This is a genomic window from Mycobacterium paraense, assembly GCF_002101815.1.
Classification (GTDB): Bacteria; Actinomycetota; Actinomycetes; order Mycobacteriales; family Mycobacteriaceae; genus Mycobacterium; species Mycobacterium paraense.
The window spans coordinates 185,369-211,303 of record NZ_LQPM01000023.1; the positions used below are offsets into that span (position 1 = coordinate 185,369).

The following is a 25,935-nucleotide window of genomic DNA, read 5'->3' on the forward strand; positions in this document are numbered from 1 at the left end:
CGCTAGTCGTGGGCCGTTTGAATGGCCGGCTGCTTCGGCAGGAACGCCGCCGGGATGATGGTGAACGCCACCAACACCACCGCGATCACGAACACCAGCGTGTACGCGTGCGAAAGGTCGTGCAGCACGCTGCCCGAAAAGCCCGGGGCCAGCGTCTGGGGCGGCACCGCCGACGGGTCGACCGGCACGCCGGTGGCGGCCGCTTTCTGCTGGAGCGTCGCGAGTTTACGTGCCGCGGAGATGTTCTCGCTGTGGTTGAACTGGTTGGTCAGGACCATCGACATCAACGCGGTGCCCATGGAACCGCCCACCTGATGGCTGACGCTCATCAGCGTTGTGCCGCGGGCGATCTGGTGGGGGGACAGCGCCTGCACCGACGCGACGGACAGCGGCATCATGGTGCAGCCCATGCCCAGCCCCATGATCGCCAATCCGACCAGCAGCGTGGGTAGATACGGGGTCTGCTTGGCCACGCCCAGGGCGAAGGTGCCCAGGCCCGCGATGATCAGCCCGATGCCGACCAGCACGATCTTGCCGGGGCCCTGCCGGTCCACCAGCGGCCCGGTCAGCCGCATGGTCAGCATGGCGCCCAGCCCCTGCGGGATCATGTGCACGCCGGCCTGCATGGGCGTCTGGTGCAGCACCTGCTGGAAGTAGCTCGGCAGCAGCAGGCCCGCGCCGAAAAAGGCGGTGGCGAACAGCAGCATCGTCACATTGGCCTGGGTGATCACCTTGTTCTGGAACAGCCGCAGGTCGATGAGCGGGTGATCGGCACGGCGCCGCGCGTGCACGACGAACGCGGCGATCAAGGCCAGGCCGACCGCCGCCGGAATCAAGACGCGACGATCGGCCAGGGTCCCGCACCGCGGGACGGACGACACCGCGAACAGGAACGTGGCCAGCCCGGGGGAGAGCAGCAATCCGCCGACCACGTCGAACGTTTCCGACCGCGCCGCTTGATCGCTGGGGAACACGATCGCCGCCAGCACCAGCGTCACCAGCCCGATCGGCAGGTTGATCAGGAAGATCCACCTCCAGCTGGAGGTGTCGATGAGCCAGCCGCCCAGGATGGGCCCGCCGATCGGGGCCAGCAGCATGGGGATGCTCAGGATGGACATCAGGCGGCCGAGGCGCGCGGGGCCCGCCTCGCGGGTCATGATCATGAATCCCAGCGGCATCAGCATGCCGCCGCCGATGCCCTGCACCACTCGAAACACGATGAGCTGCGCGATCGTTGAGGCCAGCGCGCACAGCAGCGAACCCAGGGCGAACGCCACGACCGATCCCATGAACAACCGCTTGGTGCCGAACCGGTCGGCCGCCCAACCCGTCAGCGGGATCACCGACGCCAACGCCAGCGTGTAGCCGGTCATGGTCCAGCCGACGATGGCCTGGGTCGAGCCGAATTGATCGATGAAGGTGCGTTGCGCGACGGCGACGACCGTGACATCCAGGATCGCCATCACCGTGGCCAGGAGGCACACCCCGGAGATCCGCAGCAGCCTCGCGTCCAGCTTGTCGGGGAAGACATGGGCGCCCGGCGGCTCCGCGGAAGCGGTGGGCGGCGCGGTGTCGGCCGCTGCTGGTCGGGCCTTGTCCATGGCGTTGCTTAGCATATCGAATCGATCGCGCCGCCCCGCGCCGGGACGCGTTTGCTGGCCGGGCGTGCGGACGGGGCCGCCGGGGCGCGTGCCAGGCCATCCGCGCGGCCGTTTCACGACCTTGCGGGTGGCGCCGACCTGGGCCGATATACGCCTGCTGTCTGCGTGTCCTTCACCATCCCGACACCTGGAATCGTCAAACTGCGGGTGTGTCTGGAAAATTGATCGTCTCGGTGTCGGGGATCGGCGAACGCACCCTGGACGACGTCCGGGCGTTCTGCGCACAAATGGACGCCCGCAAGGTTCCGGTCTCGTTGCTGGTTGCTCCCCGGCTCAAGGGTGACTACCGGCTGGACCGGGACCCGCACACCGTCGACTGGCTGACCGCCCGGCGGGCCGGCGGCGACGCCATCGTGCTGCACGGCTACGACGACCCCGCCACCAAGAAGCGCCGCGGCGAATTCGCGGTTCTGCGCGCCCACGAGGCCAACCTGCGACTGATGGGCGCGGATCGCGTGCTCGAGCACCTCGGCCTGCGCACCCGGTTGTTCGCCGCCCCGGGCTGGGTGGTGTCCCCGGGCGTCGTCAAGGCGTTGCCGCAGAACGGTTTCCGGCTGCTGGCGGATCTGCACGGGATCACCGACCTGGTCCGGCACAGCACCGACCGCACCCGGGTCCTCGGCATCGGCGAGGGCTTCCTGACCGAGCCGTGGTGGTGCCGCATGGTGGTGCTGTCCGCGGAGCGGATCGCGCGCCGCGGCGGCATCGTGAGGGTGGCCGTGGCCGCGCACCAATTGCGCAAGCCCGGCCCGCTGCAGGCGATGCTGGACGCCGTCGACCTCGCTCAGATGCACGGTTGCACCCCCACCGTCTACCGGTGGCGGTCCGACAGGGCGATCCTCGACGCGGCCTGATCCAAGCGCCTGATCCCCCCTGGGCGGGTGGCACTACCCTGGTGCCACATGAGCGATTCTTCGGGCGCGGGCTTCGCCGCTGACGCGATTATCGTCGGTGCCGGGCTGTCGGGTCTGGTGGCGGCGTGCGAATTGGTGGAGCGCGGGCTGCGGGTGCTGATCGTCGACCAGGAGAACAGCGCCAACCTGGGCGGACAGGCGTTCTGGTCGTTCGGCGGCCTGTTCTTTGTCGACAGCCCGGAGCAGCGCCGACTGGGCATCCGCGACAGTCACGAACTGGCCCTGCAGGATTGGCTCGGCACCGCGGCGTTCGACCGGCCAGAGGACTACTGGCCGCGCCAATGGGCGCACGCCTACGTCGATTTCGCGGCCGGGGAGAAGCGCAGCTGGCTGCGTGCCCGCGGGCACAAGATCTTTCCGCTCGTCGGTTGGGCCGAACGCGGCGGTTACGGCGCCCAGGGGCATGGCAACTCGGTGCCCCGATTCCACATCACGTGGGGTACCGGGCCGGCGTTGGTGGAAATCTTCGCGCGGCAGCTGCGCGACCGCTCGACGGTGCGCTTCGCGCATCGCCACCAGGTCGACGTGTTGATCGTCGAAGGCGGCGCGGTGACCGGCGTCCGCGGCACCGTGCTGGAGCCGTCGGCCGCCGCGCGCGGTGTGGCCTCGTCGCGGAAAGCGGTGGGCCAATTCGAGTTTCGCGCCTCCGCTGTCCTGGTGACCAGCGGGGGCATCGGCGGAAACCACGAGCTGGTGCGAAAGAATTGGCCCAAGCGGATGGGCCGGGTCCCCGAGCAATTGCTCGCCGGCGTGCCCGCGCACGTCGACGGCAGGATGATCGCGATCTCCCAGCGGGCCGGCGCGCGGGTGATCAACCCCGACCGGATGTGGCACTACACCGAGGGCATCACCAACTACGACCCGATCTGGCCGCGGCACGGCATCCGGATCATTCCGGGACCGTCCTCGCTGTGGCTGGACGCATCCGGCAAGCGGTTGCCGGTCCCGCTGTATCCCGGCTTCGACACCCTGGGCACGCTGGAGTACATCACCCAGTCCGGGCAGGACTACACCTGGTTTGTGTTGAACGCCAAGATCATCGAGAAGGAGTTCGCGCTTTCCGGCCAGGAGCAGAACCCCGATCTCACCGGCCAGAGCGTGCGCGAGCTGCTGCGCAACCGGGCCAGCTCGGGGGCGCCCGCGCCGGTGCAGGCCTTCGTCGACCGGGGCGTGGATTTCGTCAGCGCCGACTCGCTGCGCGAGTTGGTGACCGCGATGAACAAGCTGCCCGATGTGGAGCCGCTCGACTACGCCACGGTCGAGGCCGAGGTCACCGCGCGCGACCGCGAGGTGGCCAACCGGTACAGCAAGGACGGCCAGATCACCGCGATCCGGGCCGCCCGCGGCTACATCGGCGACCGGCTGGGTCGGGTGGTCGCGCCGCACCGGTTGACCGATCCAAAGGCCGGGCCGATGATCGCGGTCAAGCTGCACATCCTGACCCGAAAGACGTTGGGCGGCATCGAGACCGACTTGGCGGGGCGGGTGCTCAAGGGCGACGGCACGCCGCTCACCGGGCTGTACGCGGCGGGCGAGGTGGCCGGCTTCGGCGGCGGCGGCGTGCACGGCTACCGGGCGCTGGAGGGAACCTTCCTGGGCGGCTGCATCTTCTCCGGCCGCGCGGCGGGCCGCGGCGCCGCCGACGACATCGCGTAGCTCTGCGTCTGCGCGCGCTTAGAAGGTGACCGCGTCCTCCTCGGGCAGCACCTGGAAGTCGGTGCTGGTCATCTCCGAGAGCCGGCCGTAGTAGATGCCCCTGGCGTCCGGGGCGATGATGCCCTGGTGGATGGGCACCGCGCGTGCCGGCGCCACCGCGCGCAGGTAGTCGACGGCCTCGGCGATCTTCATCCACGGGGCCGCCGCGGGGGTGGCCAGGATGTCCACCGGCTCGTCGGGGACGAAGAGCGCGTCGCCGGGGTGCATCAGCCGCGCGGGATGGTCTGAATCGCCGACCAGAAACGAAATGTTCTCTATCACTGGGATTTCCGGGTGGATGACGGCGTGCCGGCCGCCGACGGCCCGCACGGTCAGCTGCCCGATCTGCAGCTCGTCACCGACGTGCACCGCCCGGCACGGGTCGCCCAGCTGCGCCGTCGTCTGCGGATCGGCGTAGAGCGCCGCGTCCGGGTTGCCCTCGAGCAGCGACGGCAACCGGCCGACGTCGACGTGATCGGGGTGCTGGTGCGTGATCAGGATGGCGGTCAGGCAGGTGATTCCTTCGAAACCGTGCGCGAAGGTACCGGGATCAAAAAGCACACGCGTGTTGTCGAACTCGGCAAGAAGGCATGAGTGGCCGAAATGCGTCAGTTGCATGACTACGATTGTGCCCCGATAGGGGTGATGCGGATGCGGGCGATCCTGGCCACCATGCTGCTCGTCGGTGGCTGCGCGGTGGCCCTGATCGTCGTGGTGCCCGCGCACGCCGACCCCGAGACATGCCCGACCACCTGCGACCAGATCCCCAACAGCGCGTGGATCCAGCAGCGCGCGGTGCCGCTGGACGCGGTCTACAACTGGCCCGCGCTGGCGGGTGCGGCGGTCCCGCTGACGGCGACGGGGCCGGCGAGGTTTCGGTTCGAGGAGCTGTGTGAGTCGCCGGTGCAGCCGCAGGACCCCCGCAACTCCGCGGTCGCGGCCCGCGTGACCGTCACTCACCCGGAGGGCCAGTGGCAGCTGCAGGCGGAAATCCTGCACTGGCGCGGCGACACGGCCCGCGGCGGCCAGCTCGCGGATTCGGTGTTCAGCAATGCCGTCGGCGCGCTGCGCGCCTGCCAGCAGCGCACGCCCGCGGAGTCGCCGTCGCTCACCAGCGACGAATCGAACCGGATGGCGGCGGTCGTCAGCGGTCCGGTCGTCATGCACACCTACCTGGTCGCCCACGCCGCGAGCAGCACCGTCACCGAGCTCACGTTGTGGTCGTCGGGTCCGCCGCAGGTGTCCTGGCCGACGGTGGGGGACGACTCGGTGCTCAACGCACTGACCGCGCCGCTGTGCGACGCCTACATCGCCTCGTGCCCCTGAGCCTGCCGGTAGAGTTGGCGCCGAGATGAACCGGTCAGGAGGAGCGCCAGTGAGCCGTGTGGTCGTGCACGTGATGCCCAAGGCGGAGATTCTGGACCCGCAGGGTCAGGCGATTGTCGGCGCGCTGGGCAGGCTCGGCCATCCCGGCATCTCAGATGTCAGGCAGGGCAAGCGGTTTGAGCTCGAGGTGGACGACACCATCGGCGACGCCGAGCTCGCCGAGATCGCCGAATCGCTGCTGGCGAACACGGTGATCGAGGACTGGACGATCAGCCGGGAGCCGCAGTGACGGCGCGGATCGGCATCATCACCTTCCCCGGGACGCTCGACGACGTGGACGCCGCGCGCGCGGCGCGGCGCGTGGGCGCCGAGGCGGTCGGTCTGTGGCACGCCGACGCCGACCTCAAGGGGGTCGACGCCGTGGTGGTGCCGGGCGGTTTCTCCTACGGCGACTACCTGCGCGCCGGCGCGATCGCCCGGTTCGCCCCCGTGATGGGCGAAGTGGTCGAGGCCGCGGGGCGCGGCATGCCGGTCTTGGGCATCTGCAATGGTTTTCAGGTGCTCTGCGAGGCGGGGCTGCTGCCGGGCGCGCTGACCCGCAACGCCGGGTTGCACTTCGTCTGCCGCGATGTGTGGCTGCGGGTGGCGTCGACCTCGACGGCGTGGACGTCGCGATTCGAGTCCGACGCGGACTTGCTGGTGCCGCTGAAGTCCGGCGAGGGCCGCTACGTGGCGCCGGAGAACGTGGTCGACGAGCTGGAGGGCGAGGGCCGGGTGGTATTCCGCTACCACGACAACCCCAACGGCTCGCTGCATGACATCGCCGGCATCAGCTCCGCCAACGGTCGGGTCGTCGGGCTGATGCCGCATCCCGAGCACGCCATCGAAGCGCTGACGGGCCCCTCCGACGACGGCCTCGGCTTGTTCTATTCGGCGCTGGACGCCGTGTTGGCCGCCTGAGCGGCAAGCCCTGCGGCACTGGGCAATTCGCCGGACAGCGTCAGCCCAAAACGGGGAAGCGGCGCTCGCCGGCCAGCCGCTTGAGCGCGGACTCCATCACCTCGCGCACGTGGGCGTCGACCTCGTCGACGTCGGGGTCGTTGCCGAAGCGGGCGGTGACGTCGATGGGCTCGAGTACCTCGGTGACGATCTTCGCCGGCAGCGGCAGGTTGGGCGGGAAGATCACGCTGAAGCCGAACGGGAAGCCGAAGCTGACCGGCAGGATGTCCATCCGCGCCTTGGTCAGCCCCAGCTTGCGCGCCAGCCAGTTGCCGCGGCTCAGGAACAGCTGAGTCTCCTGGGCGCCGATGGACACGGTGGGCACGATCGGCACCCCCGCCTCGATCGCGGTCCGCACGTAGCCGGTGCGGCCGTTGAAGTCGACCGTGTTCGCGCTGAAGGTGGGTCGGTAGGAGTCGTAGTCGCCGCCCGGGAACACCAGCACCACCGCGCCGGAGCGCAGCGCCGCGGCGGCGTTTTCCCGGTTCGCCTCGATGACCCCGAGCCGGCGCAGCCAGCCGTCCACCGGTCCGATGAACAGGCCGTAATGGGCCAGCGTGTAGAGGGGCCGCTCATAGCCGAACCTGTCGTAGAAGGCCGGCGCGAAGATCAGCACGTCGGGCGTCAGCATGCCGCCCGAGTGGTTGGACACCACCAGCGCCCCACCCGTTGCCGGAATGTTCTCCACGTTGCGCACCTCGGCGCGGTACCACCGCTTGATGACGGGGCCGACGGCCTTGCCGAACTGTTCGGTGAAGGCCGGATCCCACTTGGCGGTTTCCCGCGTGTGCGCCATTCGCTGTTAGTTGCCAATACGGCCCGGCCCTTAAACGTCGGCGAGCGTAACGCCACTGCGAAATACCGCCCATGATTTCGCCGTGGCGTTACGCTCGCCAGGCCTCAGCCGGCGTCGAGCAGCATCGGATGCCCCGCGGGCGGCAACTCGACGGCGGGACCCAGCTGACCGAACAGGTCGATCGCGTCCGCGATCGCGGCGTCGACGAAGGACGCGAAATCCTCGAACGAGACGCCTTTTCGGATCCACTGCGACCTGCGCGCCACCACGCCGATGCGCTGGGGGTCGGATGACCCGTGCACGATCGCGACGACCCCGCGGTCTTGCGCGTTCCAGGTGTCGGCGAAATGGGTCAGCCAGGGACGGTCGCCGGCGGGGAAGAAACACGCGGGCGTCACCCGGATCATCAGCACGTCGCCGTGCGTCGGGCAGACCTCGAGGTGGACGTGCAGCTTGCGCGGACGGGTGTTGGCGACGTAGAAAAACTCGCCGTCATGATGGCCCCGGAAATACCGGCTGCCGCGGGTGCACAGATAGCGTTCCACCAGGTCTGCGCAGAGCGGCTCACTCGTCATGAGTTAGATGGTGAGGCCGGCGGCTTTGCGGATCCTTGGAGCCGAGCTAGTCGGCAGCGAAGAAATTGTTGAGAATTGGCTGAGCGAAGCGACGGCTGCGTGCTCGTACCGTTAGGCGCCTTAGTCCCAATAGTGACTTGGCTTTTCTACCGTGAGATCCAGAAGAAAAAAGGGGGTGTCGTCGTTGACCGCAGATAACCAATCCGGGGGCACGTATCGTCGGGGCCGACTGTCATGACCACCGCGATCCCCGCGGATGCCCTGGATTCCGGCTCCCCGATGAACGGGCATGAGGGTGCGGATGGTGAATCGGTGTTCGGCCACGGGACCGCCGTGGCCACCAGGACCACTACATTAGCCTGGCGAGTCGAGACCGTCGTGCCGCGCTGGCGACCTAGCGAAGACGAAATCGTGCGCGCTGCAATCACGGTGATACTCGTAGCCCTCGGGACGATCATCGCGCTGGCAGCAATGGCGATTTTGACAATGGGCTGAAGCGGGAAGGGCGCCCGGCCGCCGCATCACGCGCGATCGCGCCGCTCGACGATCCCGGCGCCGGGTTCCGGCATCGTTCTCGGCAGCGTGACCGAAAACCGGTACCGCTCTGGCCGATAGTGGAATTCGACCACTTCGAGGGGCTTGCCGTCGTCGCCGTAGCTGGTGCGCTCGAGCACCAACACCGGTGAGCCCAACGGCACACCCAGGGCGCCGGCCACCTCGAGAGAGGCGCCGGCGGCATGTATCTCGTGCCTGGCCCGGGCGATCCGAACCCCGAGCCGCTGCTCCCACATCGAGTAGGTGCTTTCCATGGCGTGTGCGGTTTGGGCGTCCGGCGCCCTGGAGATCAACGGCTCGACGGCGGTGCCCAGCCCCGGCGGGAAGTAGATCGTCATCAGGGCCAGCGGCAGGTCGCCGTCCCGGAAGCGCCGGTTGATGCACAAGACCTCGGCAATGCCCAGTACTTCGGCGATCCGCTGCGGGGCCGGCCCGACGTGATGGGAGAGCACGTCCACTTCCGGGGTGATGCCGGAGTCCGCCAACACCTCGGTGATGGTGCGCACGCCGGAGCCGAGTTCCTGTTTCACCGGGTTGGCCACGAACGTACCCAGACCCTGCCGGCGCACCAGCCACCCCTGCCGCTCGAGCTGCCCCACGGCGGCGCGCACGGTCACGCGGCTCAGACCGGTGCGATCGATCAGCTCGCGCTCGGTGGGCAGGCGACCGCCGCGGGGGAGGCCCTGCTTGACGATCGCGGCCTTGAGCGCTTCGGCGAGCTGGGTGCTCGCGGGCACGCTCCCGCGCCGCACCCTCAGATCCGCCGCCTCGAGATCGAGCGCCGCCGTGCTCATGAGACGTATTAAAACGTCTCATCGCCCGCTGTCAACGGCGACGGTCAGTCCAGGTCGATTCGCACGGTCAGCAGGTCGGTACCCAACGCGCGCACCATCGCGCTGTTGAAGCGGGGCAGCCTGGCCAGCCGGGCACGCGGGTCATCGTTCGGCAACAGGACGGCGGCGCCCGCGCGCCACCGGCCCCGGATGCGCACTCTTACCCTGCTGTTCGCCTTGATGTTTCGGACGTAGTCCGAGGCCTCGCCGTGGTCGGACACCAGCCAGAACGCGGCGCCGTCGAGCCGCCCGCCGATCGGGGTGCGCCGCGGCTGTCCGCTGACGCGGCCCGTCGTCTCCAGCAGCACCTGGGTCGGTAGCCGCCGGGTGACGGGGTTGGCGATACGTCGGTGGAAGAAACCGGTGCGACGGCGTTTGCGGGCGTTCGGGCGGGTCGTGGTCATGCCTCCAGCATTGTCGAGACTAACGGTCTCGTCAATGGGCGGTTAGCCTTCAGCTGTGACGCCCCGACGGCCCCACACGGGCAGGCGCCGCAACGACGCGGCCGAGCAGGCGATCCTGCGCGCGGCGGCCGAGTTGCTCGGCACCGACGGCGGCGCCCAGATCACGGTGTCCGCCATAGCCGAGCGCGCGGGGGTGGGCAAGCAAACCATCTACCGGTGGTGGCCGTCGAAAAGCGCCGTGCTGCTCGACGCGATGATTCACCGGGCGCGGCAGGTCGCACCGGCGCCCGATACCGGCGACCTGCGCGCCGACCTCGGCGTGTTTCTGCGCTCCACATTCGCTGCGGCGCCGGAGAACCGCAGCCTGCTCCTGGGCGTGCTGCGCGAGGCCCTGGCCGACAGCGCCACCATGGATCGGCTGTCGGCCTTCGCGGCGGCGCGGCGCGGCGAGTTGGCCCAAATCCTCGACCGCGCCCGGGCGCGCGGGCAGATCCCTCCGGGCGGGCCGCCGACAACCGTCGACCAAGCGTTCGGATTGCTGTGGTACCGGATGATTTTCGCGCACGCGCCGCTCGACGACCATGCCGCCGACGAATTGGCGACCGCGCTTGGCGCGCAACTCGGCATCGGTGAGGAGGACTGATCGTGGGATTCGCGGTCGAACGGATCGACCATGTCGTGCTGAACTGCAATGACGTCGAGGCCACCGCGTCGTGGTACGAGCGGGTCCTGGGCATGCGGCGGGAGACCTTCGGACCGTCCGGGAGAACCGCCGTGTGCTTCGGGGATCAGAAGCTGAACCTGCGCCCGGTGGGGGCGCTGGCCGACGATCCCGACTGGGTCACGGGATCCGTCGAAGCGGCCGGCTCGGAGGACCTGTGCTTCATCACGCGGGCGACGCCGGACGAGGTCCGCGCCCACCTGGCCGCGTGCGGCGTCGACGTCGTCGCGGGGCCGGTAACCAAAACGGGTGCGTTGGGGCCGATGACGTCGCACTACTGCCGTGACGTCGACGGGAACCTCATCGAGATCGCCGTTTACTGAGCGTCTTTCAGTGGATACAGCCCGGGCAGGTTGACGACGATGGCCTCCTGGGTGCTGCGCGCGATCACCACCTCCGCGGTGGAGTTCGGGTCGGGGTTCTCCTCCCGGTGGGGCAGATACGGCGGGATGAACACGTAGTCGCCGGGCGCGGTGGCGATGCGAACCTCCCCAACGCCATCGTGGAAGACGAACTCCGGGTGGCCGCTTCGCACGTAGACCGCGGTCTCCGAGTCGCCGTGATGGTGGTTCGAGGAGACGGTCGCCGGCGAGGCGTGTGTTTCGCCCATCCACAGCTTCTCGGCGCCGACCGACTTGCCCGACAGCGCGGCGAAGCGGCGCAGGCCGTCGGATTGCGCGGTGTCGGAACTGATCTCCGACGCCTTGATGTGGTGCACCCGGTCACGGGTGACCTGCTGTGCCGCGTCGTCGAAGTCGGGATGGAATCCGTCGGAGGTCGCCATCGTCAAGTATCGTCCCCCGCGTCCCGGTAGGCCTCGAGCAGCCTCAGCCACAGTTCACTGACCGTCGGGAAGCAGGGGACGGCGTGCCACAGCCGGTCGACGGGCACCCGCCCGGCCACGGCGATGGTGGCCGAGTGCAACATCTCGGTGACCGCGGGACCGACCAGCGTGACGCCGAGCAGGTGGCCGCCATCGGCATCGACCACCATCCGGGCCCGACCGGTGTATCCGTCCGCGTAGAGCTTGGCCCCCGTCACGACGTCTCCGATCTCCACGTCGACCGTGCGGATCCTGTGTCCGGCCTCCTCGGCCTGCCGGGCCGTGAGCCCGACGGCGGCGGCTTCCGGGTCGGTGAAGAACGCCTGCGGCACGGCATGATGGTCGGCGGTGGTCGCGTGCGCGCCCCACGGAGCGGTGTCCAATGGCCGCCCCGCGGCCCGGGCTCCGATCGCGGCACCGGCGATGCGTCCTTGGTACTTGCCCTGATGGGTCAGCAGGGCGCGGTGATTGACGTCGCCCGCCGCATAGAGCCAGCCGTCCTCGATCGCCCGCACCCGGCAGGTGTCGTCGACGTCGAGCCAGCTGCCCGGTGTCAGCCCGACCGTCTCGAGGCCGATGTCGTCGGTGAGCGGCGCCCGGCCCGTGGCGAAAAGCACTTCGCTGAACTCTAATTCGGATCCGTCGTCCAACTCGAGGGCCACCTGCCCGCCATCGGGGCGGCGCAGCGCGCGGACCGCCGCCCCCAAGCGCACGTCCACGCCGGCCTCGGCGAGCCCGCCTGCGATGAGTTCGCCGACGAAGGGTTCCATCCGGGGCAGCAGTCCGGAGCCGCGAGCCAGCAGGGTCACCCGGGAACCCAATCCTTGCCAGGCGGTGGCCATTTCGACACCCACGCCGCCGGCGCCGACGACGGCGAGCCGCTCCGGGACATAGCTGCTGTCCGTGGCCTCGCGGTTGGTCCACGGTCTGGCCTCGGCGATGCCCGGCAGGTCGGGGAGCGCGGGTCGGCTGCCGGTGCAGACCACGACCGCGTGCCGCGCCGTCAGCACCGGCTGCTCGCCCCCGGCCGTGCCGACGGCGACCCGCCGGGGGCCTGCCAGCCGCCCATGCCCGCGTATCAGGGTGGCGCCGATCCCACTCACCCAGCCGGCCTGGCCGCTGTCGTCCCAGTCGGTCACATAGCGGTTGCGGCGGCCGAAGACGCCCCGGCTGCTGATGGCACCCGTGACGGCCTCCCGTGCGCCGTCGACGCGGCGGGCGTCCGAGATCGCGATCACCGGCCGCAGCAACGCCTTACTGGGCACGCACGCCCAATACGAACATTCGCCCCCGACGAGTTCGCGCTCGACCACCGCGACGCTGAGGCCGGCGGCGCGTGCGCGCTCGGCGGCGTTCTGCCCGACCGGTCCGGCGCCGAGCACGACGACGTCGTACTCCTGTTCAGTGCCTGCTGCCATGGTCAACGCCCCTCGATGAGTCGCGCGGCCAGCTCGCGCAGGTCGCTGACGACGATGTCCGGTTGCGGCAACCCGTCAACCGGTAACGGTGGGTTGCCCGGCCGCGTGATGAGCGCGGAACTGAAGCCGACGTGTTGGGCGCCGAGGGTGTCCCACACGTGCGCGGCGACCATCATGCAATCGGCGGGCGCCACCTGGAGCGTCTTGCACGCGTACCGGTACACCGCCGGGGCAGGCTTGAAGGCGCCGCAGGCGTCGACGCTCAATTGCTGTTCGAAGAAGCGGTCCAGGCCGGAGCTCTGCAGCGCCGTCGGTCCGTTCGGGTTGGGTGGTGAGTTGGTGAGGGTGATCAGCCGAAAGCCGTTGTCGCGCAGGGCCGAGAGCCCCTCGGCAGCGTCCGGGTGCGCCGGCATGGTCAGCAGGCCGGTCTTCAGACGACTCAGGTCGTCGTCCGTGATGGCCACCCGGTAGATGTCGCCGAGCATGCGCAGCACGCCCTGGGCCAGTACCGGGAAGGTCACGTAATTATCCGTGAACGTGGCGGTCATGGAGTACATGACGAGCTGCCCAAACCATTCGCGAAGCACCCGCTCGTCACCGAACTTCTCCCCGAAAAGCGGTGCCAGCGACTCGATATCGACCAACGTCTCGTTGACGTCGAAGACAAGCACGGACGGTGTCGGCATGGCTAGGCCTCGGCATTCTTCGGTTGGTGAACATCCGGCCGTAAGTATCCGACCAGACACAGGCAGATCAACGCCATCCCGACGACCGGCCACCAGAGTGCCACGGCCGCCGCCGCGGCGAAGACTCCGATCGTGACGACCGACCGCATCCGCAGCATCCTACGCATGCGCTGCGTGACGTCCTCGTGCGTGGGCCGGTCGACCACTTCGAAGCAGAGCGCGAGGTAGGTGACGTTGACGAGGACGAAGACGGACGCATACAGCGCCACCGGCGCGGCGGAAAGCCTGCTGTCGGCGATCCATTCGGTGGTGATCGGAATCAGTGACACCGAAAACAGGTGCGCGAAATTCGACCACACCAGCCGCGGCGTCGCCTCCTGCGCGTAGCTGAACAGATGATGATGATTGACCCACACGATCGCGATGAACAGATAGCTGACCACGTAGCTCAGCCCCGTGGGCCACAGCGGGAGCAGGGCGCTGAAGGTGGGGGCCGTCGGCGGCTTGAGCTCCAGCACCAGAATCGTGATGACTACCGCGAACACACCGTCGGAGAACGCCCCCACCCGGTCCGGGCCCGTCCTTCGCGCAGTCACGCCGTGCCCCTTCATCCCTTCTGGTGATTGCGGTTTCGCGACACGAGCGGCTTCATCGCGGATTCCCGGCGGTTGCCTGCCGCAGCACCTCATCGGGGTCGAGACCCCGATCGACCCCGTGGGCAAGCACAGTTTGGCCGGGCTCGAGCTGCAGCTGTTTGCCGTCGAGGTATACGTCGATCTTGTCCGGCTCGAACGACACCAGATTCGCCACCCGGCCCACCTCGGGCCACGCGCTGAGGTAGGACCACGCGGCGCGCTGGCGGCCGCCGACGTCGTAATAGGAACATATCCCCTTGTATGGACAAAAGGTTTGGAGATCAACAAGTTCGAGTGCGGCTTCGTCGATGTCTTCGCGCGCCACGTACCAGCGGGGCGCAAAGCCGGATTCGTAGAGCGCCAGCGGACGCTTCGTGTCGGCGATCACCCGCTCGCCGTCCCGGACAACCAGATGCCGCGAGGTGGAGCGAATGTCGATGCGGTGGTAGGCGTCGGCCGCATGCCCGACGATGCGCTCGTCTTCTTCGTAGAAGGCGTCCATCGCGCGCCAGGCGAACGCAACCCGCCCGCCCAGCACCGCCGCGTGCGGCGGAAGCGCGGTGTGTTGCCACGCGCTGTGATCGACCCGTTGCTCGGCAACTTCGACGGTGAACCACTGAGTTTCGCCGAGGTCTCGGTGCTGGGTGATCCGGTTCTCGGCGGTCAAAATCCCCGCTTCGACGTCGCCGACGGGAAAGTAGGCAACCGGGTAGCGGCCCGGCTCGTGAAGCAGGATGACGTCCTCGCTGTCAGCGATCCACCGGTCGGCGAAGCGCACCCGCATACGGCGACGCAATGGCTCGGCGAAGAGCAGCCGCGGCGGCATGGGCTGCCCGGTGAGGAAGTGACCCACCGATCCGGATGCCAATGGTCCTTGTTGCCATGCCAAACCCACTGTGGTGTCCCCTCGTCGGCGAAAGTCCCGGCAAATTCAGTTACGCGGCGCCCTCGGGACTGCCCACCGCGCGTATCGGACAAATGGGCCAGCTAACCCAATATTATGGGCGAACGGACCCATTCTGTCCAGGGGGGTTGGCGCTGATTCCGTCAGCTACCCGCGCGCCCCCGCTTGCGGCGCGGAGCGGAAAGCGGTGCGAAGGAGCGCACATAGTCGACCGCGGCGTTGACGGCCGCTCGCATCGGTTCTGGGTCACCGGTGGCGTAGGTGACCAGCGCGCCACCCTGGTGAGCGGCGACCAGCGACACGGCCAGGTGCCGGGGGTCGGCGTCGGGCCGCAGCTCGCCGCGGCGCCGCATCGCCGTGAGGCCGCCCTGAAACAGCCCGATCCACCGGTCGTAGCCGGCGGAGAGATCGTCATGCAGTTGATCGTCGGATTCGATCAATTCGCCGGCCAACGCGCCGTAGACGCACCCGCCGACGCGGTACACCCTGTCGATGTCGGCCACGTTGGCGTCGGCCCACGCCTGCAGGGCGTCGATGCTATCGAGGGCGCCCAGCGCCGGTTGCGTGTGAAAGGCCTGAACGTCGTTGCCGCGCGCGGCGACCACGTGACGGGTCAGATCGCGTTTGTCGCGGAAGTAATGCGAGATTTGCGAACCGCCGACTCCGGCGGCGCGCCGCACCTGGTCGATGCTGGTGTTGGCGACGCCGCGCTCGAACATGAGCCGAGCGGCGACCTCGACGATCCGCGCGCGGGTGGCCAATCCCTTTCGGGTGTAACGCGATTGGGTGTCGTCGTTCACGTTCCCGCCCCACGCCGACCGCGGGCGCGCCGCGGCCGTCGCGGAACGCGTTCGGCGGGGTCGACGGCGAACATCCGCAGATAGTTGACCGCGAAACGGACGGCGTCGGCATGCGGCCATTCCGCCCGATAGGTGAACGCCAACGTGCCACCGCCCTGATGGGCGGACACGATGACCATCGCCACCCGTCGCGGATCGGCGTCCGCGACCACGACGCCGTCCTCCTTCATCCCCTGAATCGCCCGCGCCAGCAGGTCGATCCATTCCCGATAGCCGCCGCCCAGCGTCTCGCGCGTCGCCTCGTCGGACTTCGCCAGCTGCGCGGCAAGGGCATGGTAGGTGGGTGTGCCGAAGTAGCCGATCCGCCTCAGGTAGCGCATGTTCAGGTCGATCCAGCGCTCGAAGTCGTCGAACGAACGCAGGCCGTGCAGGCGGGGCTGGCGGTGAAAGTCGAGAACCACACCCATCTGGCGCCTGACGACCGCGCGGATCAGCGCGCCCTTGTCGGCGAAATAGTGCGCCAGCTGGGAGCCGCTGACCGATGCCGCCTTGCGCACGTTCTCCATGTTCGACGCGGACAGGCCTTCGGTGACGATCAGCTGGGCGGCCGCTTCCACGATCCGGTCGCGGGTGGCGCGCCCCTTGGCGGTCAACCGTTGTTCGTCCTGAACATCGGGATGGGCCATCGCGTCAGGCTAACCCGCGGGCGCCGCGAACTATGGGATCTTCAACCCATTGAGGCCCGCGGCGGGCGCGGGCCCGGTCAGGCGGGCACGCAAACCCTGTCGAGGAAGTCGCGGATCAGCCGGGTCGCTTCGTCCAGCGCGGACTCCAGCAGGAAGTGCCCGCCGTCGAGCAGATGGATCTCGGCGTCCGGCAAATCGTCGGCGAACGCTTGCGCGCCGGCCGGACCGAAGATCTCGTCGCCGCGGCCCCACACCGCCAGCAACGGCACGCGGCTGGCGCGAAGGTATTCATGCAGTCGGGGATACAGCGGCGCGTTGGTGGCGTAGTCCCGCAGCAGCTTCAGCTGCACCTCGTCGTTGCCGGGCCGCGAGATCAGCGCGTAGTCGTGATACCAGCATTCCGGGTCGACGAGTGTCTCGTCGGCGACGCCGGTGAGGTATTGCCACCGCGTGGCGTCCAGCGTGAGGAATTGGCGAACCGCGGCCTCGGTGTCGGGCGTCTGCTCGCGCTGATAGGCCTGCACGACCTTCCAAAAGCTCTCGACGAATCCCGCGTCGTAACCGTTGCCGTTCTGGGTGATGATCGCGGTGATCGCGGCGGGGTCACGCAGCGCCAGCCGCCAGCCGATCGGGGCGCCGTAGTCCTGCACATACATCGCGTATCGGTCGACGCCAAGGGTTCCGAGCAGGCGGGCGGTCAGGTCGGTCAGTGCATCGAATGTGTAGTCGAATGCCTCGACGGGCGGCGCGTCGGACAGGCCGAAGCCAAGGTGGTCGGGCGCGATCACGCAATAGCGGTCGGCGAGCGCAGGCAGCAGGTTGCGGAACATGTGCGAACTTGTGGGAAAACCGTGCAGCAGCACCAGCACCGGCGCGGCGGGATCGCCGGCTTCGCGGAAGAACAGCCGGTGACCGTCGACGGTGGTGTAGCGGTGATGAACAGTCGGCATGACGTCCCTCCTGAGCCCCGAACCCGGCGGGCCTGAGATTCTGGGTTGTATGACCCAGTATGCACCTCGCCGCCCCGCGCGCAACAGTCCGGCGGCCGAACCGTTGCCGTGCGCATCGCGGTGACATATTCTGGGCCAGCCATCCCAGTTTTATCTACGGCACCGAAGGCGAAAGGGCAGACGCAGCATGGGTGACGCGTTGCGGGACCAAACGGTCCTGGTGGTCGGACGCGGCAGCGGCATCGCCCGCGCCGTCGCCCTGCTCGCGCGGTCCGAGGGCGCGCGGGCCATCGTGGCCGGCCGGGACCCGGCCAAACTTGCCGGCGCCTACAGCGATCCCGGCGTCGCCGCCGAGCACGTCGACGTCACCGACGATGCGTCGATCGCCGCCCTCGCCGACCGGCTGGGCGCGGTCGACCACGTGGTGTCGACCGCGTCCGCCCGCGCCCGCGGGATGCTGGGCGACCTCGACCGGCAGCGGCTGCAGCTCTCATTCGACACCAAGGTCATCGGTCCCGCGATGCTGGCCAAATACTTTGCACCGCAGATAAATCCGGGCGGCTCGTTCGTGCTGTTCTCGGGCGTGCATGCGTTCAAACACAACGTCGGCTATCTCGGGGTCGGCATCACCAACGGCGCCGTCGACTTCCTCGCCCGCTGGCTGGCCGTCGAACTCGCCCCCATCAGGGTCAACGCGGTTTCGCCGGGCGTGATCGACACCGGAGCCTGGGACGCGCTCGGTGACGACGGCAAGCGGGATTACTTCCGGAACATCGCCGACGGCAACCCGGTGGGGCGGATCGGCACCACCGACGACATCGCCGGTGCGGTGCTGTTCGCCATGACGAACACCTTCATGACTGGTATGACATTGAAGGTGGACGGCGGCGAATCGCTGGTCTAGGTCGAGCACTCGAGGTGACGCGGTGGGCAGGCTCGTTTCGGTGAACGTGGGCTTGCCCAAGAACGTGCAATGGCGGGACAAGACGATCTACACGGGGATATGGAAGACCCCGGTCGACGGGCCCGTCATGGTGCGGCGCCTGAACATCGACGGCGACGGCCAGGGCGACCTGGCCGGCCACGGTGGCGAACAACGTGCGGTCATGGTTTATCAGGTTGAGTCGTACGACTTCTGGAGGACCTATCTCGGACGCGACGACCTGGAACCCGGCCACTTCGGTGAGAATTTCACGATCAGCGGGCTCGCCGACGACGAGGTCTGCATCGGCGACCGCTATCGGATTGGTGAGGCGGAATTCGAGGTCACCCAGCCGCGCGTCACGTGCTTCCGGGTTGGAATGCGCACCGATGAACCCAAGATGCCCAATCTGCTTGTCTCCCAGCGTCGCCCGGGCTTCTACTTCCGGGTGATCAGCGAGGGCGTCGTTCGCGCCGGTGACGACATCGTCCGCACCCGGCGCGGCCGCCACGAGCTCAGCGTCGCCGACGTCGACGCGCTGTTGTACCTGCCGAACCGCGACGACGAGCAACTTCGCAAGGCCGTCGACGTCCCGGCGCTCAGCCCCGGCTGGCAGCAGTCCTTCCGCGATCTGCTGACGGAATCCGGGAGCGCCGCGGCGCCACCGATCGCGGTCGAACCGCCATGGGTCGGCTTTCGCCCGTTGCGGGTCACCGGCATACACCGGGAAAGCCCACAGGTGCTCTCGATCCGCCTCGAGTCCGCGGACCACACCGCGTTGCCGTCACCGCTTCCCGGGCAGTACCTCCCACTGCGACTTGTCGGCGCCGCCGAACCGGCGCCACTGCGAAGCTATTCGCTCTCGGGTGATCCGGGCGCGGGGGTCTACCGGATCAGCGTCAAGCGCGAGGAGCGCGGGTTGGTGAGCCGCTGGCTGCACTCCCACGCCCGGCCGGGGTCGGTCATCGAAGCGGCCGCACCTCGGGGCGACTTCTACCTCACCGAGGGCGGTGATCCGGTCGTCCTGCTGTCGGCGGGCATCGGCGCCACGCCCGTCCTCGCGATGCTGTACGCGCTGTCGGCCGCCCGCAGCGGCCGCGACGTCTGGTGGGTGCACAGCACACGCAATCCCCAAACGCTCGTATTTGCAGAGGAAGTCGCCGCCCTCGTCGACTCCTTGCCCCACGGCCGACAGCGAGTCTTCTATACCGAGACGCAGGGACGCCTCGACCGGGAGTCGATCGCTGCCTTGGGCCTGCCCACTAACGCCGCCGTTTACCTGTGCGGCCCAACGCAATTCATGGCCGATGCCCGCGATTGCCTGACTGCCACCGGCCTCGACCCCGCGCACATCCACAGTGAACTCTTCGGCGCCCTGCCATCGATCAACCCGGGCGTCGTCGAAACGGGCGCGCGCAGGACGCCCCATCCACCCGGGGGCCCTGCGGGCACCGGACCGGCGGTTACCTTCGCGCGCAGCGGGTTGACCGTCAACTGGTCGGCTGACTACGCGAGCATCCTCGACCTCGCCGAGGCCTGCGACGTGCCCACCCGCTTCTCGTGCCGCAGCGGCGTGTGCCACGTGTGTGTCACCGGCGTCGTCGCTGGCACCACGACATACGCGCAACCGCCGCTCGAAGCGCCCGGCGAGGGCGAAGTGCTGATCTGCTCGGCCGTGCCCGGTAGCGAGCTCGTGCTGGATCTGTGAAGGCTACGCTATGGGGCGAGCGCCAGTTGCCCGCCGTTGGCCTGCAGGATCGCGCCGTTGACGTAGCTTGCCTGCGGAGAGACCAGAAACGTTACGGCATTGGCGATCTCATCGGCCTGGGCGACCCGGCCGAGCGTGGTGACCGTGGCAAAGCCTTCGGCGAGACCGGGAACCGCGGAGGCGCCCAATGTTTCGGTCGGCCCGGCCTGCACGGCGTTCACCCGCACCCCGGACCGGCCGAATTCGTCGGCCCACACCCGGGTCAGCAGTTCGAGACCGGCCTTGCTGGCGCCATACACGCCGGCCATCCGCGCCGGAACGGTGGCGGCCAGGGTGCTGACGTTCACGACGGCCCCCACGCCGCGTTCGGCCATGCCGGGCACGAGTTGCTGCACCAGGAGGTAGGGCGCGCGCAGGTTGATGTTGATGTGCTCGTCGAAAACCGCCGCATCGAGGTCGGCTGTCGTCCCGAACTTGTACACGCCGGCGTTGTTGATCAGGATGTCGACCGGGCCCGCCTCGGCCGCCAGGCGCCGGACGTCATCGACGTCGGACAAATCGGCGGCGACGAAACGCGCCTTCCCACCGGCGTTTTGGATCTCCTGCACCGTCTTGGCGCCTCGTTCGGCGTTGCGTCCGTGCACCACCACCTCGGCGCCGAGCGCGGCGAGTTGCAGTGCGACCGCCCGCCCGATGCCGGCCGTAGCGCCGGTGACCAGCGCGGTCGAACCCTCAAGATTTGTTGCCATCGGAGTCCTCCTCCACGAATAACTGCTCATACCGCAGCGCATAGCGCCGCCGCGCACCCATTTAATTCCAGCCCCGCCCATCGGGCCATCGGCTCTGCTGATGGCCGCCATTAACTAAGCTGAGCCGGTGTCGGGAGGAGTAGGCCACACGGTCGCCAGCCATGGAGTTGCGAGAACTTAGTGCCTTTGTGGCCGTCGTCGAAGAGGGCGGCATGTCGGCGGCGGCTCGCCGCCTACACGTGAGTCAGTCGGCGATCTCACAAACGGTGAGCGCCCTGGAGCGCGAAATCGGGGTTCGACTGCTGGAGCGCGTCAGCACCGGGGTCCGGCCCACCGACGCGGGCGCGGCGCTGCTCGACGAGGCCCGCGCGGTCCTGGCGCGCTACCGGCAGGCGGTGCGCACGATGGCCGGCTACCGCGGCGAAACCGGCGGGGTCATCAGGCTCGGCATCCCGCTGGAGTTGGCGCCGCACGTGCTGCCCGCAGCACTCGCCAAGTTCGCGGCCGAGTCGCCCGAGATCCAGGTCGTTCCGCGCCACCTCTCGACGGCCGCGCAATTCGAGGCACTGCGCAGCGACGAACTCGACGTCGGGCTGGTCCGCGAGCGTCCGGCCGGATCCGAGTTCGACGCGCTGCTGGTGGCGCGGGAAAGCCTTGGCGTCCTTCTTGATTCGTCGGTTGCCGCCGGGCGGGTCGGACCCGACGGCGTCGCCCTCCACGACCTGAGCGACCTCCGGTGGACGGGCTTCCCGCGGTCGAGCAGTCCGGGCTGGTACGACGAGCTCACCGGAGCGCTGCGCAGCCACGGCATCGAAATCGGTCCTCCCGCGCCGGACGGGCACGTCCTGATCGCCGACGTGAAGTTCGCCGCGGTGAGTGGTGGGCATGCCTTCGCGCTCGCACCGGAGGACCAGCCGCGACCGCTGCCGGACAACGTGACGTGGGCCGCGCTGATCGGGCGGCCCCTGGTGCGCCGCACCTGGGTGGTGTGGCCCGCCGACTCGCGCCGTAGGGATCTGGGCCGGCTTATCGCGTCGTTCGGCGTCCCGGACGACGCCTGAGGCGGCCTACGGGGCCAGGCAGACCGACGCTTCGGCGGTGTAGCACAAAAACGTCAGGGTCTCCTGCAGATACAGCTGCACGGTCTCGGCGTCGTGGCTGAGGTAGCCGATCGCGACGTCGGTGCCCAGCTGAAGATCGAAGTCACCGCCACGGGTGGTCAGCACGAAGGCGCCGTCGATGGCCGGCGCCCAGATGATGTCACCGTCCACCAATCGGTTCAGATGTTCGCGGATGGGATATCCGTGTTCGGTGGTCTCACTGACCTTGGTGTAGACGTCGGCGGCCAACAGCACCGAGTACGGGCCGTCGACGCCGGCCAGCCGGAGGCCGGTCAGCGCATGCGAGATGGCGTCGGGCATGTCGCGGGGATCCTCGGGCAGCTTCAACGGCGCATTGGAGCTGCAGCTGCGGATGCCGTCGATCGACCCCGCCGCGTAGCCCTCGAAGATGGCGCGGTCCTCCACGAACGCCAGCTTTTTGGCCGCGGCTTTGACGGGGTCCCAGTCGGAGTCCTGCGCGCCACGCTCCACGTTGTCGATCTCGTACCGGGACAGGGTGAACGGAACCCGCAGGCGGACAAGGGGTTTGCTGGCCCGCAGGTGGGCCTCCACACCGTCGGTGGGCGCCTCGACGTCGAGCAGCCGGCCGGTGCTGACCGCCGCGGTGACCGGTCCGCCGGGGTCGCTGACGTCGACGACGCGCCGCCCCGCGATGTGCCGCTTGAAGGTTCGGGTGGCCTCCAATTCAATTTCGGCCCAGGCGACCTCGGTGACCGGTGCCAGGTCGCGGTAGAGGTTGTTCATCGAGTGGTTCCTTTCAGGCTGCCGATCGCGAGTGAGCCGTCATCAAATACTGGTGTGCCCAGCCGCGCCGTTACCGGCTTGGCCGGCAACGGCGGTGGGTCGTCGAGGAAGTCGACGGTGGGGGAGAAGAATATTCCGCCGGTGATCGCGGTCGAGAAGTCCAGGATGCGGTCGGTGTTGCCGGGCGGATCGCCGAGGAACATGTTCTCCAGCATCTGCTCGGTGACCCCCGGCCTCCGCGAATACCCGATGAAGTAGGTGCCGTATTCGCCCTTGCCCAGTTCACCGAAGGGCATGTTGTGCCGCACGATCTTCAGCTCGGTGCCGTCGTCGTCGGTGATGACGTTGAGGGCGATGTGGGCGTTGGCCGGCTTGTCGTCGTCACCCAATTCGATGTCGTCCAGCTTGGTCCGGCCGATCACCAGTTCCTGCTCGGTCGCCGACAGCGCGTTCCACGCCGACATGTCGTGGACGTACTTCTGCACGTGCACGTAGCACGAGCCGGCGAAGTCGGGGTCCTCCTCACCGATGGTGGTGGCGCTGACGGCCAGTGGGCCGTCGGGATTTTCGGTGCCGTCGACGAACCCCAGCAGGTCGCGGTTGTCGAAGTACCGGAACCCGTGCACCTCGTCGACGACGGTGACCGCGCCGGCCATCGCCCGCAGGATGCGGTCGGCCAATTCGAAACAGACGTCCAGGCTCTCGGCTCGGATGTGCAGCAAGAGATCGCCGGGGGTGGCCGGAGCCGTGTGGCGGGGGCCGTTGAGCGCGATGAAGGGATGCAATTCGGCGGGGCGCGGCCCGGAAAACAGGCGATCCCAGGCGTCGGATCCGATCGAGGCGATCGCCGACAACCGTTTCGGCGGCTCGCGGAAACCGATCGCGCGGACCAACCCGGAGATCTCCGGCAGCGCGTCGTGCACCGTCGCCTCCCCGCCGTCGTCGATGGTGACAACGAGAAAGATCGCGGCGGGCGTCAACGGCTGCAGGATGGGTTGTGGCTGGACCGGAGGCACCCTGGCAACCCTAGCGTGAACTGCTTCGCGCCCGACAGCCATGATGGTAAACATGTCGGCCAGCGCCGCAGGCCTCTGCGATTTCATCGACGCGTCCCCGTCGCCGTTTCACGCCTGCGCCACGGCGGCCGCCCGGCTGGCCGAGGCCGGGTACGCGGAACTCGGCGAGGCCGACCGCTGGCCGGAGCAACCCGGCCGCTACTTCATCGTGCGCGCCGGGTCGCTGGTCGCCTGGAATTCCGAGGGGACCGAGGGGCCCTTCCGGATCGTCGGCGCCCACAACGACAGCCCGAACCTGCGGGTCAAGCAGCATCCGGACCGGCTGGTCGCCGGTTGGCGGGTGGTGGCGCTGGAGCCCTACGGGGGCGCGTGGCTGAACTCCTGGCTGGACCGCGACCTGGGCGTCAGCGGGCGGCTGGCGGTGCGGGACGGAAACGGGATCGGCCATCGGCTGGTCCGGATCGACGACCCGATCCTGCGGGTGCCGCAGCTGGCGATCCACCTGGCCGAGGACCGCAAGTCGGTGACGCTCGACCCGCAGCGACACGTCAACGCGGTCTGGGGCGTTGGGGAACAACGGGGTTCGTTCATCGACTACGTCGCCGAGCGGGCCGCAGTGGCGACGGCCGACGTGTTGTCCGTCGACCTGATGACGCACGATCTGACCCCGTCGGCGTTGATCGGGGCGTTGGACAAGGGAACAGCGGACCTGCTGAGCGCGCCCCGGCTGGACAACCAGGCCAGCTGCTACGCGGGCATAGAAGCGCTGCTGGACGCCGAGCCGCGGGGCTTCGTGCCGGTGCTGGTGCTCTTCGATCACGAGGAGGTCGGATCCACCTCCGACCGCGGCGCCCAGTCCAACCTGCTGGGCACCGTCCTGGAGCGGATCGTGCTGGCCGCGGGCGGCACGCGGGAGGACTTTCTGCGCCGGCTGCCGGCGTCGCTGCTGGCTTCGGCCGACATGGCGCACGCCACCCACCCCAACTATCCGGAGCGGCACGAGCCCGGTCACCTGATCGAGGTCAACGCGGGGCCGGTGCTCAAGGTGCATCCCAATCTGCGCTATGCCACCGACGCGGGCACCGCCGCGGCGTTCGAGCTGGCCTGCCGGCAGGCCGGGGTCGGGCTGCAACGCTACGAGCACCGCGCGGACCTGCCGTGCGGATCGACGATCGGGCCGCTGGCCGCCGCCCGCACCGGCATCCCCACCGTCGATGTCGGCGCGCCGCAGCTGGCGATGCACTCCGCGCGGGAGCTGATGGGTGCGCACGATGTGGCCGCCTATTCGGCGGCGCTGCAAGCTTTTCTGTCGCCCCGCTGACCTACGATCCGGCCATGACGCTAAACGTAGAAATGGTCACGTTCGACTGCAGCGATCCCGCGGGTCTGGCCGGCTGGTGGGCCGAGCAGTTCGGCGGGACGACGCAGGAGTTGCTCGCCGACGAGTTCACCGCGGTGACGTTGGCGGAGGGGCCGAGGCTCGGATTCCAGAAGGTGCCCGACCCCACGCCCGGGAAGAACCGCGTGCACCTCGACTTCAGCGCCGCCGACGTGGACGGCGAGGTGGCGCGGCTGACGGCTGCCGGGGCCAACGAGGTCGGCCGGCACAAGTTCGGTGACAACTTCCGCTGGGTGGTGCTGGCCGACCCCGAGGGCAACGTCTTCTGCGTCGTGGGGCAGTGAGCGCGCGCCACGGGCGTTGAGTGTGCGTGTGGGGCGGGAAAATCGCGCAGATCCCGCCCCGGCCGCACGCCCAAAGCCGCGGGCGCACACTCGAGCCGCGCCGCTCAGCCCTTGGTGAGGAAAAGCGGGTCGTAGCGGATGACGTTCTCCACGACGATCCCGTCGCGGGTGCGGACCCGGTCGATTCCGCGGATTTCGAACGGCCCGTCGGGGCCGGTGCCCCGGCCGACGTAGTGCAAAAACACCAGCTCCTCGCCCTCGGCGGGGCCGGGCACGGTGGCGCTGTCGATGACCTCCAGCGTCAAATCCGGTGCGGCGTCGAGTATTTCGGCGATCTTGGCCGTGTAGGGTTCGATGCCCCGGACCGGCTCGGGGTCGCCCGGCCAGTAGCCCACGATGTCGTCGGCCAGGATTTCGAAGCCGCGCGACATGGTGGGCGCGGCCCAATACGCCGCGAACACCTCGGCGCTGAATTTCGGGGCGGATTGGACGTCGGTCATCGGTTCTCCTCGGGTCGGGCGCTCCGGTCGAGCGCGTTGTCCCAAGCGTGTCGCGGTGGCGTGCGGCGGCACAATTACCTCCGAGGTCATCGCCACGGGTACGCGGGCGTG

31 protein-coding genes are annotated in these 25,935 nt (G+C 68.8%); 13 read left to right on the forward strand and 18 right to left on the reverse strand.

What is annotated here, in order from left to right; translation table 11 throughout:
* Positions 1 to 2: 2 nt before the first annotated feature.
* Complete coding sequence (locus AWB89_RS18065; protein WP_174627848.1) at positions 3 to 1,616, reverse strand: DHA2 family efflux MFS transporter permease subunit; 1,614 nt, start codon at positions 1,614 to 1,616, stop codon at positions 3 to 5.
* 194 nt (positions 1,617 to 1,810) lie between these two features.
* Here AWB89_RS18065 and AWB89_RS18070 point away from each other — a divergent pair, with 194 nt between their 5' ends.
* Together AWB89_RS18070 and AWB89_RS18075 are read left to right on the forward strand one after the other, a co-directional pair.
* Positions 1,811 to 2,515, forward strand: coding sequence for a DUF2334 domain-containing protein (locus AWB89_RS18070; RefSeq protein ID WP_085095639.1), 705 nt, complete (start codon positions 1,811 to 1,813; stop codon positions 2,513 to 2,515).
* A 48-nt stretch (positions 2,516 to 2,563) separates the two neighbouring features.
* On the forward strand, positions 2,564 to 4,231 hold the full coding sequence (locus AWB89_RS18075) for an FAD-binding dehydrogenase (protein WP_085175501.1): 1,668 nt from the start codon (positions 2,564 to 2,566) through the stop codon (positions 4,229 to 4,231).
* A gap of 18 nt (positions 4,232 to 4,249) precedes the next feature.
* On the opposite strand, the gene AWB89_RS18080 is transcribed toward AWB89_RS18075, so the two are convergent.
* Positions 4,250 to 4,888 carry an MBL fold metallo-hydrolase gene (locus tag AWB89_RS18080; protein WP_085175503.1) on the reverse strand — a complete coding sequence of 213 codons (639 nt, stop codon included), beginning with the start codon at positions 4,886 to 4,888 and terminating at the stop codon, positions 4,250 to 4,252.
* On the opposite strand from AWB89_RS18080, the gene AWB89_RS18085 reads away from it, so the two are divergent.
* From AWB89_RS18085 to purQ, 3 genes are read left to right on the forward strand one after another with little or no spacing between them, the layout of a single operon-like run.
* The gene (locus AWB89_RS18085) at positions 4,865 to 5,596 is read left to right on the forward strand and encodes an ATPase (protein ID WP_193791367.1); all 732 of its coding nucleotides are present in this window, start codon (positions 4,865 to 4,867) and stop codon (positions 5,594 to 5,596) included. The genes AWB89_RS18080 and AWB89_RS18085 overlap by 24 nt on opposite strands.
* Before the next feature lie 49 nt (positions 5,597 to 5,645).
* Positions 5,646 to 5,885 carry a phosphoribosylformylglycinamidine synthase subunit PurS gene (gene purS, locus AWB89_RS18090; protein WP_066937110.1) on the forward strand — a complete coding sequence of 80 codons (240 nt, stop codon included), beginning with the start codon at positions 5,646 to 5,648 and terminating at the stop codon, positions 5,883 to 5,885.
* Entirely contained in the window at positions 5,882 to 6,556 is a 675-nt protein-coding gene (gene purQ / locus AWB89_RS18095; protein WP_085095633.1) for a phosphoribosylformylglycinamidine synthase subunit PurQ, read from the forward strand. Before purS ends, purQ begins: the two co-directional genes overlap by 4 nt.
* A gap of 40 nt (positions 6,557 to 6,596) precedes the next feature.
* On the opposite strand, the gene AWB89_RS18100 is transcribed toward purQ, so the two are convergent.
* Both AWB89_RS18100 and AWB89_RS18105 read right to left on the reverse strand, forming a co-directional pair.
* Positions 6,597 to 7,391, reverse strand: coding sequence for a lysophospholipid acyltransferase family protein (locus tag AWB89_RS18100; RefSeq protein ID WP_085175505.1), 795 nt, complete (start codon positions 7,389 to 7,391; stop codon positions 6,597 to 6,599).
* Positions 7,392 to 7,495: 104 nt separating this feature from the next.
* Positions 7,496 to 7,966, reverse strand: a complete 471-nt coding sequence (locus tag AWB89_RS18105; protein WP_085175507.1) for a YbjN domain-containing protein — start codon at positions 7,964 to 7,966, stop codon at positions 7,496 to 7,498.
* A 234-nt stretch (positions 7,967 to 8,200) separates the two neighbouring features.
* Between AWB89_RS18105 and AWB89_RS18110 the strand changes: the two genes are divergently transcribed.
* Complete coding sequence (locus AWB89_RS18110) at positions 8,201 to 8,461, forward strand: hypothetical protein (protein WP_085095627.1); 261 nt, start codon at positions 8,201 to 8,203, stop codon at positions 8,459 to 8,461.
* A gap of 26 nt (positions 8,462 to 8,487) precedes the next feature.
* On the opposite strand, the gene AWB89_RS18115 is transcribed toward AWB89_RS18110, so the two are convergent.
* Both AWB89_RS18115 and AWB89_RS18120 read right to left on the reverse strand, forming a co-directional pair.
* A complete protein-coding gene (locus AWB89_RS18115; RefSeq protein WP_085175509.1) occupies positions 8,488 to 9,315 on the reverse strand; it encodes an Rv0792c family HTH-type transcriptional regulator in 828 nt (275 codons plus the stop codon).
* Between the two features lie 44 nt (positions 9,316 to 9,359).
* Positions 9,360 to 9,758, reverse strand: coding sequence for a nitroreductase/quinone reductase family protein (locus AWB89_RS18120; RefSeq protein ID WP_085175511.1), 399 nt, complete (start codon positions 9,756 to 9,758; stop codon positions 9,360 to 9,362).
* A 55-nt stretch (positions 9,759 to 9,813) separates the two neighbouring features.
* Between AWB89_RS18120 and AWB89_RS18125 the strand changes: the two genes are divergently transcribed.
* A complete protein-coding gene (locus AWB89_RS18125; protein ID WP_085175513.1) occupies positions 9,814 to 10,401 on the forward strand; it encodes a TetR/AcrR family transcriptional regulator in 588 nt (195 codons plus the stop codon).
* A gap of 2 nt (positions 10,402 to 10,403) precedes the next feature.
* Entirely contained in the window at positions 10,404 to 10,802 is a 399-nt protein-coding gene (locus tag AWB89_RS18130; protein ID WP_085175515.1) for a VOC family protein, read from the forward strand.
* On the opposite strand, the gene AWB89_RS18135 is transcribed toward AWB89_RS18130, so the two are convergent.
* The 8 genes from AWB89_RS18135 to AWB89_RS18170 all read right to left on the reverse strand — a co-directional run bounded on the left by AWB89_RS18135 (position 10,796) and on the right by AWB89_RS18170 (position 17,381).
* A complete protein-coding gene (locus AWB89_RS18135; RefSeq protein WP_085175517.1) occupies positions 10,796 to 11,263 on the reverse strand; it encodes a cupin domain-containing protein in 468 nt (155 codons plus the stop codon). The genes AWB89_RS18130 and AWB89_RS18135 overlap by 7 nt on opposite strands.
* 2 nt (positions 11,264 to 11,265) lie before the next feature.
* A complete protein-coding gene (locus AWB89_RS18140; RefSeq protein ID WP_085175519.1) occupies positions 11,266 to 12,720 on the reverse strand; it encodes a dihydrolipoyl dehydrogenase family protein in 1,455 nt (484 codons plus the stop codon).
* 2 nt (positions 12,721 to 12,722) lie between these two features.
* Positions 12,723 to 13,406 (reverse strand): haloacid dehalogenase type II, encoded by a 684-nt coding sequence (locus tag AWB89_RS18145; protein ID WP_085175521.1) that lies wholly within the window; start codon positions 13,404 to 13,406, stop codon positions 12,723 to 12,725.
* Positions 13,407 to 13,408: 2 nt separating this feature from the next.
* Complete coding sequence (locus AWB89_RS18150) at positions 13,409 to 14,002, reverse strand: TMEM175 family protein (protein ID WP_241520529.1); 594 nt, start codon at positions 14,000 to 14,002, stop codon at positions 13,409 to 13,411.
* 52 nt (positions 14,003 to 14,054) lie between these two features.
* Complete coding sequence (locus tag AWB89_RS18155) at positions 14,055 to 14,936, reverse strand: DUF427 domain-containing protein (protein ID WP_085175525.1); 882 nt, start codon at positions 14,934 to 14,936, stop codon at positions 14,055 to 14,057.
* 152 nt (positions 14,937 to 15,088) lie between these two features.
* On the reverse strand, positions 15,089 to 15,745 hold the full coding sequence (locus tag AWB89_RS18160) for a TetR/AcrR family transcriptional regulator (RefSeq protein ID WP_085175527.1): 657 nt from the start codon (positions 15,743 to 15,745) through the stop codon (positions 15,089 to 15,091).
* Positions 15,742 to 16,431 carry a TetR/AcrR family transcriptional regulator gene (locus AWB89_RS18165; RefSeq protein ID WP_085175529.1) on the reverse strand — a complete coding sequence of 230 codons (690 nt, stop codon included), beginning with the start codon at positions 16,429 to 16,431 and terminating at the stop codon, positions 15,742 to 15,744. The genes AWB89_RS18160 and AWB89_RS18165 overlap by 4 nt, the downstream gene beginning before the upstream one ends.
* Before the next feature lie 77 nt (positions 16,432 to 16,508).
* A complete protein-coding gene (locus AWB89_RS18170) occupies positions 16,509 to 17,381 on the reverse strand; it encodes an alpha/beta fold hydrolase (RefSeq protein ID WP_085175531.1) in 873 nt (290 codons plus the stop codon).
* A gap of 187 nt (positions 17,382 to 17,568) precedes the next feature.
* On the opposite strand from AWB89_RS18170, the gene AWB89_RS18175 reads away from it, so the two are divergent.
* Positions 17,569 to 18,285 carry an SDR family oxidoreductase gene (locus AWB89_RS18175; protein ID WP_085175533.1) on the forward strand — a complete coding sequence of 239 codons (717 nt, stop codon included), beginning with the start codon at positions 17,569 to 17,571 and terminating at the stop codon, positions 18,283 to 18,285.
* Between the two features lie 22 nt (positions 18,286 to 18,307).
* On the forward strand, positions 18,308 to 20,011 hold the full coding sequence (locus AWB89_RS18180; RefSeq protein ID WP_085175535.1) for an MOSC and FAD-binding oxidoreductase domain-containing protein: 1,704 nt from the start codon (positions 18,308 to 18,310) through the stop codon (positions 20,009 to 20,011).
* A gap of 8 nt (positions 20,012 to 20,019) precedes the next feature.
* Here AWB89_RS18180 and AWB89_RS18185 read toward each other — a convergent pair whose 3' ends face one another.
* Positions 20,020 to 20,760 (reverse strand): SDR family NAD(P)-dependent oxidoreductase, encoded by a 741-nt coding sequence (locus tag AWB89_RS18185; RefSeq protein ID WP_085175537.1) that lies wholly within the window; start codon positions 20,758 to 20,760, stop codon positions 20,020 to 20,022.
* A gap of 161 nt (positions 20,761 to 20,921) precedes the next feature.
* Between AWB89_RS18185 and AWB89_RS18190 the strand changes: the two genes are divergently transcribed.
* Positions 20,922 to 21,821 carry a LysR family transcriptional regulator gene (locus AWB89_RS18190; protein ID WP_085175539.1) on the forward strand — a complete coding sequence of 300 codons (900 nt, stop codon included), beginning with the start codon at positions 20,922 to 20,924 and terminating at the stop codon, positions 21,819 to 21,821.
* 6 nt (positions 21,822 to 21,827) lie between these two features.
* Here AWB89_RS18190 and AWB89_RS18195 read toward each other — a convergent pair whose 3' ends face one another.
* Together AWB89_RS18195 and AWB89_RS18200 are read right to left on the reverse strand one after the other, a co-directional pair.
* A complete protein-coding gene (locus tag AWB89_RS18195) occupies positions 21,828 to 22,625 on the reverse strand; it encodes a family 1 encapsulin nanocompartment shell protein (RefSeq protein ID WP_085095599.1) in 798 nt (265 codons plus the stop codon).
* Entirely contained in the window at positions 22,622 to 23,641 is a 1,020-nt protein-coding gene (locus AWB89_RS18200) for a Dyp-type peroxidase (protein WP_085175541.1), read from the reverse strand. The genes AWB89_RS18195 and AWB89_RS18200 overlap by 4 nt, the downstream gene beginning before the upstream one ends.
* 52 nt (positions 23,642 to 23,693) lie before the next feature.
* On the opposite strand from AWB89_RS18200, the gene AWB89_RS18205 reads away from it, so the two are divergent.
* Both AWB89_RS18205 and AWB89_RS18210 read left to right on the forward strand, forming a co-directional pair.
* The gene (locus tag AWB89_RS18205) at positions 23,694 to 24,962 is read left to right on the forward strand and encodes a M18 family aminopeptidase (RefSeq protein ID WP_085175660.1); all 1,269 of its coding nucleotides are present in this window, start codon (positions 23,694 to 23,696) and stop codon (positions 24,960 to 24,962) included.
* A gap of 14 nt (positions 24,963 to 24,976) precedes the next feature.
* Positions 24,977 to 25,324, forward strand: coding sequence for a VOC family protein (locus AWB89_RS18210; RefSeq protein WP_085175543.1), 348 nt, complete (start codon positions 24,977 to 24,979; stop codon positions 25,322 to 25,324).
* Positions 25,325 to 25,428: 104 nt separating this feature from the next.
* Here AWB89_RS18210 and AWB89_RS18215 read toward each other — a convergent pair whose 3' ends face one another.
* A complete protein-coding gene (locus AWB89_RS18215) occupies positions 25,429 to 25,824 on the reverse strand; it encodes a nuclear transport factor 2 family protein (protein ID WP_085175545.1) in 396 nt (131 codons plus the stop codon).
* Positions 25,825 to 25,935: the final 111 nt, after the last annotated feature.